The organism is Myxococcus llanfairpwllgwyngyllgogerychwyrndrobwllllantysiliogogogochensis, from assembly GCF_006636215.1.
GTDB classification, from domain to species: Bacteria; Myxococcota; Myxococcia; order Myxococcales; family Myxococcaceae; genus Myxococcus; species Myxococcus llanfairpwllgwyngyllgogerychwyrndrobwllllantysiliogogogochensis.
Map to the genome: position 1 here is coordinate 21,164 of NZ_VIFM01000104.1, position 14,249 is coordinate 35,412.

The 14,249-nt window shown below is 68.6% G+C and carries 11 protein-coding genes; 1 reads left to right on the top strand and 10 read right to left on the bottom strand.

From position 1 onward, the window contains the following. Positions 1 to 12: 12 nt before the first annotated feature. From FJV41_RS24500 to FJV41_RS24535, 8 genes are all read right to left on the bottom strand, one after another. Complete coding sequence (locus FJV41_RS24500) at positions 13 to 1,851, bottom strand: AMP-dependent synthetase/ligase (protein WP_141644966.1); 1,839 nt, start codon at positions 1,849 to 1,851, stop codon at positions 13 to 15. 49 nt (positions 1,852 to 1,900) lie between these two features. Continuing rightward, on the bottom strand, positions 1,901 to 2,728 hold the full coding sequence (locus FJV41_RS24505; RefSeq protein ID WP_141644967.1) for an SDR family oxidoreductase: 828 nt from the start codon (positions 2,726 to 2,728) through the stop codon (positions 1,901 to 1,903). Continuing rightward, complete coding sequence (locus FJV41_RS24510) at positions 2,725 to 3,411, bottom strand: TetR/AcrR family transcriptional regulator (protein ID WP_141644968.1); 687 nt, start codon at positions 3,409 to 3,411, stop codon at positions 2,725 to 2,727. Before FJV41_RS24510 ends, FJV41_RS24505 begins: the two co-directional genes overlap by 4 nt. Continuing rightward, entirely contained in the window at positions 3,408 to 4,250 is an 843-nt protein-coding gene (locus tag FJV41_RS24515) for an enoyl-CoA hydratase-related protein (RefSeq protein ID WP_141644969.1), read from the bottom strand. Before FJV41_RS24515 ends, FJV41_RS24510 begins: the two co-directional genes overlap by 4 nt. A gap of 421 nt (positions 4,251 to 4,671) precedes the next feature. After that, complete coding sequence (locus FJV41_RS52465; protein WP_181790900.1) at positions 4,672 to 5,088, bottom strand: peptidase inhibitor family I36 protein; 417 nt, start codon at positions 5,086 to 5,088, stop codon at positions 4,672 to 4,674. Between the two features lie 202 nt (positions 5,089 to 5,290). Beyond that, positions 5,291 to 5,806 (bottom strand): hypothetical protein, encoded by a 516-nt coding sequence (locus tag FJV41_RS24525; protein WP_141644971.1) that lies wholly within the window; start codon positions 5,804 to 5,806, stop codon positions 5,291 to 5,293. Positions 5,807 to 5,983: 177 nt separating this feature from the next. Continuing rightward, complete coding sequence (folD, locus tag FJV41_RS24530; RefSeq protein WP_141644972.1) at positions 5,984 to 6,874, bottom strand: bifunctional methylenetetrahydrofolate dehydrogenase/methenyltetrahydrofolate cyclohydrolase FolD; 891 nt, start codon at positions 6,872 to 6,874, stop codon at positions 5,984 to 5,986. 80 nt (positions 6,875 to 6,954) lie between these two features. After that, a complete protein-coding gene (locus tag FJV41_RS24535) occupies positions 6,955 to 8,673 on the bottom strand; it encodes a B12-binding domain-containing radical SAM protein (protein WP_141644973.1) in 1,719 nt (572 codons plus the stop codon). 437 nt (positions 8,674 to 9,110) lie between these two features. Here FJV41_RS24535 and FJV41_RS24540 point away from each other — a divergent pair, with 437 nt between their 5' ends. Then, positions 9,111 to 9,812, top strand: coding sequence for a hypothetical protein (locus FJV41_RS24540; protein ID WP_141644974.1), 702 nt, complete (start codon positions 9,111 to 9,113; stop codon positions 9,810 to 9,812). A gap of 59 nt (positions 9,813 to 9,871) precedes the next feature. Here FJV41_RS24540 and FJV41_RS24545 read toward each other — a convergent pair whose 3' ends face one another. Then, on the bottom strand, positions 9,872 to 11,026 hold the full coding sequence (locus FJV41_RS24545; RefSeq protein ID WP_141644975.1) for an alkaline phosphatase PhoX: 1,155 nt from the start codon (positions 11,024 to 11,026) through the stop codon (positions 9,872 to 9,874). A 225-nt stretch (positions 11,027 to 11,251) separates the two neighbouring features. Further along, positions 11,252 to 14,249, bottom strand: a 2,998-nt coding sequence (locus FJV41_RS24550; protein ID WP_141644976.1) for a S8 family serine peptidase, incomplete at its 5' end; no start/stop codon positions are given.

Sequence of the window (14,249 nt, forward strand, 5' to 3'; positions counted from 1 at the left end):
GCGGGTGGTGTGTCAGGCGTTCTCGTAGAACGTGGCGATGCGCTCCGCGTACTGCTTGAGAATCACGCGGCGCTTGAGCTTCAGCGTCGGGGTGAGTTCGCCCGTCGCGGGACCCCAGGCCTCCGTGACGACCTCGAAGCGCTTGATCTGTTCGGCGCGGGAGAGCCGGCCATTGATGGAGGCCACGAGCGCTTCCAGTTCGGAGCGGACCGCCGGCTCGCGGGTGAGCTCCAGGAGCGACTGGGGCGGCAGGCCCCGCGCCTTGGCCCACGTGGGCGCGACGTCCGCGTCCAGGCAGATGAGCGCCGTCACAAAAGGCCAGCCGTCGCCAATGGCGATGGCCTGACCGACGAGCGGGTGGGCGCGCAGCATTCCCTCGATGCGGGACGGGGCGATGTTCTTCCCGCTGGAGGTGATGATGAGCTCCTTCTTGCGGTCGGTGATGGTGAGGTAGCCCTCGTCATCGACGGTGCCGATGTCGCCCGTGGCGAGCCAGCCGTCCGCGTCCGCCGGGCTCTCAATCCGCCCGTCCGCGCTCAGGTAGCCCAGGAACAGCACGGGCCCTCGCACGAAGATTTCCCCGTCCGCCGCCAGCCGGACTTGAAGCCCGGGGATCGGGCGGCCCACCGCGCCCACGCGGAACTCCGAGGGCGTGTTGATGGTGGCGCAGCCCGTCGTCTCGCTCATGCCCCAGACCTCCAGCACCTTGATGCCGAAGCCGCCCAGGTATTCCAGCACCTCCACGGGGATGGGCGCCGAGCCGCTGCTCGCCCACGTCAGCGCGTCCAGGCCCAGCGTCGCGCGCAGGGGCTTGAGGACCTTCTCTTCCATCAGCGCGACCTTCTGCGCCAGCTCCGGCGGCACGCTCTTGCCGGAGCCCTCCAGCCGGAAGGCCTCCAGCGCCGTCGCGTGCGCGGCGAGGATGGCGTCGCGTCGGGGCGCCTCCAGCGTGGACAGCTTCGCCTTGAGGCCGCCGGCGAGCTTCTCCCAGACGCGTGGCACGCCGAAGAACGCGGGGGGCCGCACCTTGGCCATCAGCGGCACCACGCCCGCGGGGTCCGCGCAGATGTGTACGTGCATCGCCTTGTAGAGCAGGCGGTACAGGCCCAGCTCGCGCTCGGCGATGTGCGCCAGCGGCAGGTAGGCGATGGACGGCACCTGCATCGGCGTGGGCACCACGACGTCCACGGCGACGGCTTCATAGAAGGCGTTGCGGTGGCTGAGCACCACGCCCTTGGGGTCTCCGGTGGTGCCGGAGGTGTACATCATCGCGATGGGGTCCTCGGGGCGGATGCTCTGCCAGCTCTCCTCGAAGACCCTGGGGTCCTCCTGATGCAGCCGTCCTCCGTCGGCCTCCAACTGCGCGAAGGAGACGTAGCGGGCGTCGCCCGCGGGCACCGCCGCCGCGTCGATGACGATGACGCGCTTGAGCGCGAAGAGCGACTTGAGGATGGGCCGCCAGCGGGCGACCTCCTCCGCGCCCTCCAGCACCACGACGGTGGCCGCGCTGTGTTGGGCGACGTAGCCTACCTGCTCGCTGCTCAGCGTCTGGTACGCGGTACAGGGGATGGCGCCCAGGTGGACGGCGGCATAGTCGATGAGCCAGTGCTCGGGCCGGCTCGACATCATGATCATCATCCGCTCGCCGCGCTGGAGGCCGAGCGCGCCCAGCCCGCGAGACAGCGCGGCGGTGCGCGCGCGCAACTGGACCCACGTGTGCGTGGAGTCACCGGCGCTGAGGGCGGGGGCGTCCGCGAACTCCTCCGCGTTGCGCTTGAGCAACAGCGGCAGGGTGAGCTTGTTCGCCAGGGATTGGCACTGCGCCTCCAGGTCTGCGAGCGACGTACCCATGGGCACCTCCAGCACTGCGATGGCCAACGACTCTCAGCGGGCTTCCACTTCAAGGGTCGACGTACAGGTCCAACATCACGTCGGGGCCGCCGCCGTAGCGGCTGAAGTCGGTGATGCCTTCGGCGCGCAGGACGTCCTCGTCGATGAACGTGTGCCCGGTGCAGTCACGGGGCCGGCGCTGGAGGATGGCCACGGCCGCGTCCGCCATGATTTCCGGCGCGCGGGCCCGCTGCATGGACGAGTCGCCCCCGAGCAGGTTCTTCACGGCGGCGGTGGCGATGAGCGTCCGGGGCCAGAGCGCGTTGGCGGCGATGCCGGCCTCGGCGAACTCCGCCGCCCACCCGAGCGTGAGCAGCGTCATGCCGTACTTGGCCATGGTGTACGCCGGGTGCTTGCCCAGCCAGTGCGGCGCCAGGTTGACGGGGGGCGACAGCGAGAGGATGTGCGGGTGAGGGGAGCGGCGCAGGTGCGGCAGCGCGGTGCGCGTCAGGAGGAACGTGCCCCGGACCTGAATCTGTTGCATCAGGTCGAAGCGCTTGAGCGGCAGTTCGTCTGTCTTCAGCGGAGCGAGCGCGCTCGCGTTGTTCACGCAGAAGTCGATGCCACCGAAGCGCGCCACGGCTTCGTCGACGGCGCGCTGCACGTCGGCCTCTTCACGCACGTCGCCCACCACGGCGAGCGCATGGCCACCCGCGGCGCGGATTTCGTCCGCGGCCGTGTGCACGGTGCCCGGCAGCCGGGGGTCCGGCGTGTCGGTCTTCGCCAGGAGCACGACATTGGCGCCCAGCCGGCCCGCGGCGATGCCGATGGCCAGCCCGATTCCACGGCTTCCTCCGGACATCAGCAGCGTGCGTCCCGCGAGTGGTTTCTGGGTCATCCTTCGTCCTTTTCGCGCGGGGCTCCCGGCTTGACGGCGGGAGCGTCACCCCGCTCGGCGCGACCTTGGGGTGAGGTGAGTTCGGGGAGGACGTCGCGGACGATGGTGATGAGCGACTCGCTCAGGAGCAGGTGTGCCTCCTCGCGAGAGAGGGTGCCACCGCGAATCCATTCGCGGATGGTGGCCTTCACCATGCCTGCGTAGGAGCGCATCATCGCGCGATGCCGGACGTCGCTGCCGACCTCCACCTTCATGCCGAGGAACTCGAGCGTCTTCGCCGCGGCCACGTCGTCCGCCGCGGAGATGATGCGTTCGACCTCCGGGTCCGCGATGCTGCCGGCGCCGGTGACGGCGACGTACGTCTTTCCGTGCGTCGCCACCGTGTCCAGGTACCACTCGACGCTGCGCTCCACGCGTTGGCGCAGGGTTCCCGTCGGGCTGACTTTCTCTTCGAGGCCGGGCATGAGCAGCATCCTCTTCACGACCTTCAGGTAGAGGTCCCGCTTCTGCCCGAAGTAGTGGTTGAGCAGCCCCCGGGCGACGCCGGCTTCCTTGGCGATGTCCGTGGTGGAGACCTCCGCGTAGGGCCGCTCGCCGAACAGGCGCATCGCGCACTCGAGGATCTGCTCCCTGCGCGCGTCCGGTTCCAGTCGCTTCCAGCGAGGCGCGGGCGCGGGGCTCATGACTCACGCTCCCGCCACGGAAGGAACGTGGGCAGGTCCTCCTCCACGGTGCGGGCGAAGGACGGCGGCCGCTTCTGGAGGAAGGCCATGACGCCCTCCATGGCATCCGGGCTCTGGCCCAGCGTCGCGATGAGCTGGCTGTCCAGCGCGAAGGCCTGCTCGGGGGAGGGCAGGGCGCTCATCCGGTAGAGGGATTGACGGATGACGGCCACGGACACGGGCGCGGTGGTTTCCACCAGCTCGCGCGCCAGCGTGTACGCGGCGTCCAGCACCGCGTCGGGCTCATGGAGCGAGCGCACCAGCCCCGCGCTCAGCGCCTCCTCGGCGGGGATGAGCCGGCCGCTCACCATCCAGTCGAGCGCGCGGCCCATGCCCACCAGCCGAGGCAGGAACCAGCTGGAGCCCGCCTCCGGATAGATGCCCCGTCGGCTGAACACGAAGCCGAAGCGGCTGTCCTTGGAGGCGAGGCGGAAGTCCGCCGGCAGCAACATGGTGGAGCCCACGCCCACCGCGGCGCCCCGCACGGCGGCGATGACCGGCTTTCGCAGCGCGAACAGCTGGCGCGTCACGCGCGTCGCCGGCTCCACCCAGCCGTTCTCTGGAGGGGCGCTGTTGGCGACCTCGAACGACAGCCCGCTCAGGTCCGCCCCCACACAGAAGTCCTTGCCGGCCCCCGTGAGGACGACGACGCGCACGGCTTCATTGGCGTCCGCCTGGGACAGCGCGTCCGCCAGCTCGTCCGCCATGGTCACCGTGAAGCCATTGCGCGCTTCGGGTCGGTTCAGCTCGAGGGTGGCGATCCGATCCGCGACCGAGAACCGGATGTGTTGGTAGCTCATGGCTGGGGCCTCATTGCTCCTGTGACGGTGATGATGGGAACTTGTTGGCGGAGTGTCAACAACAAGAGGCCCGCGAAGTCCTGCATGCCTTTCGACGTGTTGCGTCATCCGGGAGGCTGTCCTTGGGGGGCGAAGAGGAGTCACGTGGGACCGAGCCTAGAGCCGGGCTGGGGCCAATGCACCTCCGCGGTGACTCGCGGCGAAGGACGGCGCCTCGCGGGGTGTCTGTCTATTCGGAGGTTCGGACGGGGGCGCGACGTGACGGAAGTCTCCGTGCGCGCCCCTCGCATCCTGGCGTGTGGTGGGGCCGGCCGGCTCGATTTCGAGACCTGGCGCGGGAGGACTGGCACTGGAAAGCTGGAGCCCACGCAGGGCGGGTGCGCCGCGAGCCGAGGGCGTGGCTCGCGGCGCGCCGGGTGACTCAGTAGACCCAGACGCTCTTGGGCGCGAAGTCGAGCGGGCTGACCTGCGCGCCCGGTTCAATCATCTGGGGATAACCCTCGCAGTTCTCGTGGGGGAACAGCGCCGCGGCCTCGTTGTTCGTGTTGATGGCGGAGACGGCCCGGTCCTCCCAACCGTGCTCGGGCAGGCCCACGCATGTCCCCGCACCTCCCGGCGGCCAGGCCATGACATTCCAGACGGCGCCGGTGAAGTCAGGCCCGTCGAACAGGCAGAGGACACCCGACCAGGGACACGCGGCGGTGTCCTCGGCCGAGGCCTCGGAGGGGGTCAGCAGCACCGTCGCCGCCGCGAGTCCAAGCACCAGGAAGGAGCCCAGGCCCAGCAGACCTGAGCGGATGAAACGACGGGGATTCCGGCCGAACGTGTGCGATTGCATGGGATTGTCTCCTCTGCCCGTCCCGGGCGCATGTGGCGTGGGAATGGTGGCATTGCGACGGGAGAGGTGCCCTGGAGACGGATTCCCCAGGGGCAGTTCATCCGCTGGCGGACTGTTTGCGTTCACATGTCGGGAGAAGTCCCGTGCGCCTGGAATGAGTGTCTTTGATTGGACGCTCGGGAGAAGGCGCCGCGCGAGTGCGTCAGAAGTGTCCCCCGAGTCCGAGCACCGCCCGGTCATTGACGACGCCCAGCGAAGGCGTGAGCTTCATGGGGAGGCTGAGCCGGGTGCGGGTGGCGGCGGCTTCGTCGTCCTCCCAGTCCCAGTCGGACCCGGTGACGAGTCTGAGATAGCCCGCTCCGAGTGACAGCCCCAACATGATGCCCGTCAGCAAGCTGGTCCCACAGCCCTCTCCGCCCGCGTCGTGCGCGGCGCAGACCGCGATGCCAGCGGCGAGCCCCGCGCCGGTGAGAATCAAGGGCACCAGCCAGACGTGCGTGGGAATCACATCGCTGCTCGACGTGTGTCCATCGACGGAGAGGGCGCGCAGGCGGTTGCCCTCCGCCATGAGGCGCTGCCCGAAGAAGGGCCGTGACTCCGTCACTCGGGTGGAACGTCCACGGGAGGAGAAGTCGAAGGCGCGGGGTGCGGCGAGGACGGTGCCAGGAGTGACAAGCCAGAGGCACAGCCCGACAGCGGCGAGGACAGGGTTCTTCATGGGGGAGTTTCACGAGGAGGCACAGGCCGGCCCGGCGTGCCAGGGAGCGAGCTTTTGTGCGCTTCCCGACGAAATGCGCGGGCGGATATTCACCCGGAGACCGGGTTTCTTCCGTGGCCTCCGAGGACGTGGCGCGCCCCCGTGTCTCCTGCTGGCTCCCGGTCGCGGACTCCCGCCCTACGACGGCTGGCTTCGCGTCACGCGGGCCCGCGCGGCCTGGAGGGTGTTCGCGAGCAGCATGGTGATGGTCATCGGGCCGACGCCCCCCGGCACGGGGGTGATGGCCTCGGCGACCTGGCTGACGGCGTCGAAGTCCACGTCGCCGACCATCTTGAAGCCTCGCGCCGAGCTGGCATCGGGGACGCGGTTCTGCCCCACGTCGATGACCACCACGCCGGGCTTCACCATGTCCGCGGTGATGAGGTTCTGCTTGCCCACCGCGACGATGAGGATGTCGGCCTGCCGGGTGAACGCGGCGAGGTCGGGGGTGTGCCGGTGGGTGATGGTGACGGTGGCGTCCGGGCCGGGGGCCATCAGGAGCGAGGCCAGCGGCTTGCTGACGATGAGGCTGCGTCCCACGATGACCACGTGCTTGCCCCGGGTCGGGATGTTCTCGCGACGCAGCATCTCCAGGATGCCAGCGGGGGTGCAGGGGATGAAGGCGCGCGGGTCGCCCACGAAGGCCAGTCCGGCGTTCTGGGGATGGAAACCGTCCACGTCCTTGTCCGGGTGGATGTGCTCCAGGACGGCCTTGTAGGGGAGGTGCGCGGGGAGGGGGAGCTGGACGAGGATGCCGTGGACCGTCGCGTCCGAGTTCAGCCGGTCGATGACCGCGAACAGCTCTTCCTTGGACACGTCCTCGGGCAGGTTCAGCGTCTGGCCCTTCATCCCGAGCGTCTCACAGGCGCGCGTCTTGCTCGCGACATAGGCCTGGCTCGCGGGGTTGTTGCCCACCAGCACCACCGAGAGGCCAGGGGTGACTCCCGCGGCCTGGAGCTCCGCGACTTGCTGGGCCATCTCGGCCCGCATCACCCGGCTGATCTCGGTTCCATCGATGTTCCGCGCCATGGGTGGCTCCATACGCCAGATTCCTGGCGTCGACGCGCCCTTTCTGGGGCGTGGGCGGCTCGGATGTTGACCCGTCGCGGCTACGCCGGCTGGAGGAAGCGGCCGTCCACCAGGTGGTCAATCACTTCGCGCGCGGAGTGCGGGTCCAGCCGCGCCTTCGTCCCCAGTTGTGTCACGGCGCTGGAGACCGTCGCGGGCTGCTCGAAGGCGGCCAGGGCGGCGAGCAGGATGGCCCCGTCCTGTCCCTGGACGAGTGTCGGGTCGGAGAACTTGCGAGGGCTCACCGTCGGCGCGCACGTCAGGGTGATGCCGTCGACCGAGCGGAGGACCGTCACGGGCTCCTGGGCCACCTTGGCGGGAGCACGGTGGTGTCCCAGCCAGTCCCCCAGCGTGAATCGCTGAGTCGAAGGCGAGGTGTTCAGCAGCCGCGTCCGTCCATTGACGGCGACGCTGCGCCGCGTGTCGCGGTGCTTCCAGGCGAGCGCGTCCACCTGGTCGGAGTTGCGCTGCACGGCGGCCTCCAGCTCCGCGTCCCGGAAGCGAATCATCGGCACCGACACGTCGCCGGGCTCGCGCTGCTCGAAGTAGTCGAGGAACTCCGTGAACGTCTTCGCTTCGGTCACCATGTCGAAGCGCGCGGGATGTTCGGTGACCAGGGCGCCGGGCTGCGCCTCGAGCCGTTGATAGCCCACCACGCAGTCGAGGCTGATGACGCGCTCCACCAGTCGCAGCTCCTCCGCCAGCGCGGCCTTGCTGGTGAAGGGCAGGCCTCCGATGCCGGAGATCTCCATGTCCAGGTTCGGATGGCGGTGACAGGCGTCGATGACGTCGAGCAGCTCCCGGTCCTTCGCGCACGGCTTGAGCAGGCCCTTGCCCATCTGCTCCAGGCGCTGTTGTTCGGAGAAGCAGCCGATGTCGATGACCATGTAGACGCGCTTGAAGGTCCGGGCCAGCTCGGCGACGAGCTCCAGGCGTGGCACGCCCCACAGGAAGTACGTGCAGCAGTGCTTGGAGAGGTCCACGCCCGCCCAGGTGCTCCCCAGGAACTCCGCGGTGCTGCCCGCGAAGTCGTAGCGCATCTGCCACGTCTGGGGGGCGATCTCCTGGTGGTCCCGACGCACGCTCTGCTCGGAGCGCAGGAACGGCTTCGCGCGCCCGAAGGCCGCCTTCTGGTTGCCTCGGGCCCCGCCGCAGTAGAGGCAGTTCTCTCCGCAGCCCTTGCCCGGCGCGACCCAACCGGAGAACGAGTTGCGGTCCAGCTGGCTCAGGAAGAGCTCGTTGAAGTGCGAGTAGTAGATGTCCTCGGTGTTGGTGGCCCCCTGGATGTACGACAGGGGCAGTCTGCGAGACGTTCCCGAGGGGGAGCGCGTCACGCAGTTGGGCGGGGAGGGCTCGCCCTGGCAGATGGCCAGCAGCGGCACCTCGCCATCGCCCAGGACGACATGGTCGATGAAGTCGAACGCGTGCAGCTCCCTCCACCAGTACGACGCGGAGTTGCCGCCCACGACGATGCGAATCCCGGGGTCTATCTTCCGGAGCGTCCGGGCGATGAGCAGCGCGCGGTCCACGTGGTGGAACCACTTGAGGCTGATGCCCACCAGTCGTGGGCGGACCCGGGCGACGAGGCGCTCGAACGAGGCCACCACCTCCGCGTCCGTCTCATCGCCGTCGTACAGCCGCACGAAGGCCTCGATGCCGCCGCGTCGCAGGTAGCTTGCCAGGTAGAGGATGCCGCACGTGGCTTCGCCGGTTCCGGCGCCCACGAGGAGAACTGGCGAGAGCTCACGACCACCACCCATGCGACAAGCACCGACCTTTCCGAGGAAGGGGCAGAGTAGACGATCCAGGCCGCCGTCGGCTCGGGAATGGTGGGCACCCGCCGAGCGGGCGTCCGAGCGTCGCGGGGGCCGCCCGTGCGTGAAGGCCCGGCCCTACCTCCTCCCGGGAAGTCAGCAGGACGGTCTCTCGCGGCGGTCGGGGCTTGCGTGTGTCAGCTCCGTGTCGTCGACACCTTCTCGCGAGCCTGGGACGCACGCCGCCTGACGGACATGTCTTGGTTGTAGCGTCGGGTGCTACAGAGACAGTGTCTTTGTTGTTCATTCCCGACGCCGACGCCAGACTTGTAGCATGGCATGTCACAGGGCCTGGATGGCTCATCGTGAATGATTTGTATTCAGGCTTGTCTTTGGCGGCTCAATCACAGCAGAGTGCGGGTCTCACTTCACCAGGAGGCCGTATGTCCGTTGCATCCTCAGCGTTGCTCTCGCGCAGTGGTGTGTCTCGCGGTTGGCTGTTCGGGGCCGCCGTGGCCATGGCGCTCGTCGTAGTTACCCCCGGTCGCGCGGACGCCCAGTGTACGAGCTGGCCGACCAACACCACCGTCACCCCTGGCGCGGCGTACTCCGACACCATCAATGTCTCGGGGCTGGCCTACGGGACGTACATCATCACCGCGTCCTTCTCGGGGAGCGCGGGACTCATCAACATGGCGTTCAGCGCGGTGCCTGGCGTGAGCTGGAGCAATGGCACGAAGGGCTTCATCGGCTCCTCGACGACGATGTATATGAGCTTCATCATGGCCCCCGGGGCGCTCCCGGGCCGCTGGTCGACCGTCACCATGAATGTCGCCAACACCGCGGGCCAGACGGTCTGCTCGTCCAGCTTCGTGGTGTTCGTGGCCGGGGACGCGTGCCCGGGCGACGTTGTCTGGAACGGGACCACTGTCGACGCGACCTTCGATGGCGCCAACTGCTACGTGGCTTCGATGCCGGCGGGTGACGGCTCGCCCTTCATGCACGCCAACAACTATTACATGACGCGCGGCCCGAACAACGTGTGTGAGGCGGGCTGGTTCGACGGCGCCAACTGCTACCTCGGCACGCCTCCCAGTGGGAAGTCGGGCTTCTTCTGGGGCTCGGCGTTCTACTACTCGCCCTGACGAACCCCGTCGTGACGGCCCCGCGCGGCGAGGAATGACCGCGCCGCGCGGGTGTGTCTTCAGCGGAAGGGCCCACGCACCTCGAAGGTGACGCCCTGGCCGTTCGTGCCGCGCTGCGAGCTGAAGTACAGCCGGTGCCCATCCGGACTGAACGCGGGACCGGTGAGCTCCGAGCCTCCATGGCCTTCGAGCTGGAGAAAGGGCGAGACCACGCGCTCCGGCTGAGGGGTGATGAGGCAGAGCTGGAGGTCATCCCCGTCCTCGGCCACGTAGAGGTCCCCCGAGCGAGACACGGTGATGTTGTCCACGCCGTGCAGGGGTGAGTCCGGGAAGAGGTTGTCGTCGTAGAGGATCTCCACCTGTCCGGTGGAGGGCGTGTGGGCCCAGACGCGGTTGTCGCCCTTGGTGGTGAAGTAGACGGTGCCGCTGTCGTACCAGCAGCCCTCGCCGCCATCGAACGCGGTGGTCCAGAACCGCGCGGTCTGGAGCCACGCGGGGCTCGACGCGGAGACCTTCGTCCAGCTGAAGGACGCGGTGCCTTCCAGCGCGTTGCCGGACAACCGCGCGGCCTCGAGCGTGCCCGCCGCGAGCGACGGCCACTGGGACGGCGTGAAGCGGTAGAAGCGCCCATGAGGGCGGTCCTCCGTCAGGTACAGCCGGCGTCCCACGGGGTCCACCGCCACGGCCTCATGCGCGAAGGTGCCCAGCGCGGCGCGACGCTGGCCCTGCGAGGGATTCAGCGGGTCGCATTCCCACACGTGTCCGCCATCCCATTCCTCACAGGACAGCCACGTGCTCCAGGGCGTTGGCCCTCCCGCGCAGTTGGCGATCGTCCCACCGAGGATGCGGTACGCGCCCACCACGCCACCGCCGCCGTCGAAGCGGAGCGCGGAGGCACCGCCGAGCAGGGGCAATTCGCTGTTGGAGGTGTAGACCCAGCCCCAGTCACCGGTGGGAAAGCAGGTGCCACCATCGGGGCTGCCATGCCAGGTGTAGTCCGTGCCAGGGACGACCTCGTTCGTGCGAGCGACGATGCGAGAGGTGAAGCCCGCGGGAAGTCGCAGGCCCTGTGCATCCGGTGTCCCGGAGAGGGCGCCATAGGGGCCAGGGCCGGGCCGCGAGGGGGCCGCATAGGCCGCACGCCAGAAGCCGGGCCCGAGGACGAGCAGTCCGCTGCTCATCGCGGTGAGTCGAAGGAAGTTCCTGCGCTGCATGGGCCTGCTCCATTCGTGGACAGGCCCAGGAGACTGGTGCGTGCGAGGCACGGCGCCCATCGCGCCCCGAGGGCGTGGTCCTGTCCACCTCACGACGCCCAGCTCCGACCGCGTGGCTCGGGAGAACTCCCGTGAGCGGAGTGTCTCTCGCGCCGCGCCGCGCGCGTCCCTGTATGAAAGGGCGCGCGCGGCGGGGTTCTTCGGGCTTCGCTTGAACGCTCGGGGCTACATCTCCACCGGCGGCGTGCAGTTGATGTCCTGGCAGACATCACCGGGCGGGCAGTAGCAGCGGTCCGCCACGAGGATGTTCACCAGGGCCGAGGACTCACCCATGTGACTGAAGGTCCCCGGTGCGGTCTGCATGCGCATCCGCCACTGGAAGGCGTGAGGGCCCTGGGTCGTGGTGGGCGCGGTGGCCGTGAAGCTGAAGGTCCGCTCGTCGCCGGGTTTGACGCGGTCCCCCGGCTCCAGGGTGACGGACACGTGCCCCCAGTTGTTGCCCTGGAGATTGGGGAGCGGGGCCAGGTGGACGATGGCGCTGTCACCCCAGGTCGTGTCGCCCGAGTTCTTCATCGTGACGGTGACGGGGAAGCTCTGCCCAGGCTCCACGCGAGCGGGGACCGTCTGCCCGACGAAAGTCGCGTCGGTGCGAGGAATGACCTGGATGAAGGTCAGCGGCGAGGACTGCCCGAAGCCTCCGGCCTGGGTCTGCCACATCTGCCACCGCAGCGCGTAGGAGCGGACCTGCGTGGGCGCGTTGACGGTGACGTGGAAGGTCTTCTCCGCGCCGGGCGCCACCTCTTCGCCGGGGGCCAGGGCTCCGTTGGAGTTGCTCCATTCAGGGAACAGGTTGCGGAGGGAGAAGCCGGTGTCGGCGCGCCAGGGCAGGGTGCCCGTGTTGCGCAACGTGACGTCGTAGACGAAGGAAGTGCCCGCCATCACGGTGGTGGGGCCGGACTGGCTGACGACGACCGCGTCCCGCGGCGGCAGCGTGACGTTGATGGTGATGGGTTCGGTGAATGCGCCGAAGTAGACCGGGGTGTCGAACCCATCCTGAACCATCCGCCAGTACATCGTGTAGGGACCGGGCGTGGTGGGCGCGGTGAGCATCGTGGAGAAGGTCAGCTCCTGACCGCGAGCCGCCGAGTCCGTCGGGTTGAGGTAGATGCGCTGGTGTCCCCACACGCTGCTCGTCGCCGGCTGGGAGCCCAGCCGATAGAACGTGGCCATGGTCCAGGTGTCGCTGCCCGTGTTCTTCATCGTGAAGGTGGCGTGGAAGGTGCTCCCCGCCACCACTGTGGTGGGCACGGACTGACGGACGAAGGCCGAGTCCCGGAACGGCACCGTGACGTTGATTTGAGTCAAGAACGAGGGCGCACCGAACAGGCCATGTCCCTCCTTCATCATCCGCCACTGGAAGGGATAGGTGCCCAACTCGTACGGCGTCCTGATGGCGAACAGGAAGGTCTTGGTCTCGAAGCGCCTGATGACCTCACCGGGCTCCAACTGGACGCGGTCCAGTCCCCAGAACGACGTGTTGTTGACGGGCTCGATGGCCTGGAGCCTGAATCCTGTCGCGGCGGTCCAGGGCTCGGTCCCCGTGTTCTGCATCATCACGGTGATGTTGTAGATGCGGTCAGCCTGCATGGTGGAGTCGACCCGCTGGAACACGAGCCTCGCGTCCAGGGCGGGCGTGGCGCAGCGGAAGCTGACATCTCGTGAGAGGGTGGTTGCCTCACTGTCGCTGACGGTGAATCTCACCGTCGCGTCAGTGCCCGGCGTGCACGTGCCCGCCACCGAGATGGAGGTGGAGTTCTCGATGGTGAGGTTGGCGATGCTGGACCAGGACTGGGTGTAGGGCGTGACTCCTCCAAAGGGCCAGGGGACGGTGCAGGAGAAGGTGCTCGTGTTCGTCGCGGTGCCGGGAATCGACTCACACGTGGGGGAGGGAATCAGGAGGGGCGTGATGACCGCCTTGGAGGCATCCAGCATGCCGGCGCCGCACGTGTTCGCCGGGCATCCGGGGACGGCATTCACGGACTGGAGGAGCCGCTGGGTCACCTGGGCGACGGTCCAGTGGGGGCGCTGGGTCATGATGAGCGCGGCGACCCCCGCGACGTGGGGCGCGGCGAAGGACGTGCCGGAGATGTAGCGGTGGCAGAAGTCCGCCCCGAACACCGTGGGGCCGGGCTTGGACACGGCCCAGGCCGTCACGCTTCCACCCAGCCCATTATAGGGCCCCATCGGAGTGGGGTCGTCGCAGAGCAGCCCATTGCCGTAGACATCCGGGCCTCCGCCGGGCGCGGTGATGGTCACTCGGGGACCCCTGTTGCTGTAGGGGGCCAGGTGCCCGTTCGGCATGGTCGCGGCCACGGTGATGACCCCCTGACAGGACGCGGGTATCACCACGCTGGGGTCGCGATTGTCATTGCCCGCCGCGGCGACCACCACCACGCCGGCCTGGATGGCGTCGGTGACGGCTTGCTGCAACAACGGAAAGTCGACGCAGCGCTCTTCAGTGGGCTCCAGGGTTCCGAAGCTCATGTTGATGACCTTGGCCCCGTTCAGGACGGCCCAGTTGATGGCCTTGGTCACGTTGCTCATGATGGGGCGGTCGGCGGTCGAGGAGATCTTCACGGGCATGAGAGGGCAATCCCTGCAGACTCCCGCGACGCCGTAGTTGTCCCACTTCGCGCCCAGGATTCCGGCCACCGCCAGGCCGTGGTGCCATCGGCCGTCGGAGGTCGGGTCCGGGTCGGAGACATTCGGCTGCTCGTAGCCGAAGTCGTGGCCTTGCCCCCAGCGATCATCGAGGTCCGGGTGCGCGAGCCGCCCGGAGTCCAGGACGGCGATCTTCACGTTGCCGGTGACGGTCTGCCAGGCCTCTGGCAGGTGAATGGCGGGGTAGTGCCATTGCAGGCCGTAGTACGGGTCAACGGGCTCGGACAGGTAGTCCATGTAAGGGTCCACGTGCGCGTATTCCACGTCGGCGCGCAGGCGGAGATCCTCCACGGCGGCAGTGGTGAGGGACTCCTGCTCGGCCACGGACTTGTTCGTCAGCGCTTCGTTGGACGCGAGCGTCCAGAGCTCCGTGCCCCCGGAAAGGACGTCCGCCTGCTGGAACGTCAGGCCATGGAGCGTCATGGGCGCGCTGACGGAAGAGGCCTTGCCCTGGGGGGCTGGCCGGAACTTCACGAGGACGCGGCCCGGGACGAAGCGGGGG

What these genes read in the sequence shown, in the direction of transcription:
- FJV41_RS24515 (WP_141644969.1), bottom strand. Translation starts at nt 4,250, where the DNA reads ATGAGCTACCAACACATCCGGTTCTCGGTCGCGGATCGGATCGCCACC.
- FJV41_RS24500 (WP_141644966.1), bottom strand. Translation starts at nt 1,851, where the DNA reads ATGGGTACGTCGCTCGCAGACCTGGAGGCGCAGTGCCAATCCCTGGCG.
- FJV41_RS24510 (WP_141644968.1), bottom strand. Translation starts at nt 3,411, where the DNA reads ATGAGCCCCGCGCCCGCGCCTCGCTGGAAGCGACTGGAACCGGACGCG.
- FJV41_RS52465 (WP_181790900.1), bottom strand. Translation starts at nt 5,088, where the DNA reads ATGCAATCGCACACGTTCGGCCGGAATCCCCGTCGTTTCATCCGCTCA.
- folD (WP_141644972.1), bottom strand. Translation starts at nt 6,874, where the DNA reads ATGGCGCGGAACATCGATGGAACCGAGATCAGCCGGGTGATGCGGGCC.
- FJV41_RS24540 (WP_141644974.1), top strand. Translation starts at nt 9,111, where the DNA reads ATGTCCGTTGCATCCTCAGCGTTGCTCTCGCGCAGTGGTGTGTCTCGC.
- FJV41_RS24545 (WP_141644975.1), bottom strand. Translation starts at nt 11,026, where the DNA reads ATGCAGCGCAGGAACTTCCTTCGACTCACCGCGATGAGCAGCGGACTG.
- FJV41_RS24525 (WP_141644971.1), bottom strand. Translation starts at nt 5,806, where the DNA reads ATGAAGAACCCTGTCCTCGCCGCTGTCGGGCTGTGCCTCTGGCTTGTC.
- FJV41_RS24535 (WP_141644973.1), bottom strand. Translation starts at nt 8,673, where the DNA reads ATGGGTGGTGGTCGTGAGCTCTCGCCAGTTCTCCTCGTGGGCGCCGGA.
- FJV41_RS24505 (WP_141644967.1), bottom strand. Translation starts at nt 2,728, where the DNA reads ATGACCCAGAAACCACTCGCGGGACGCACGCTGCTGATGTCCGGAGGA.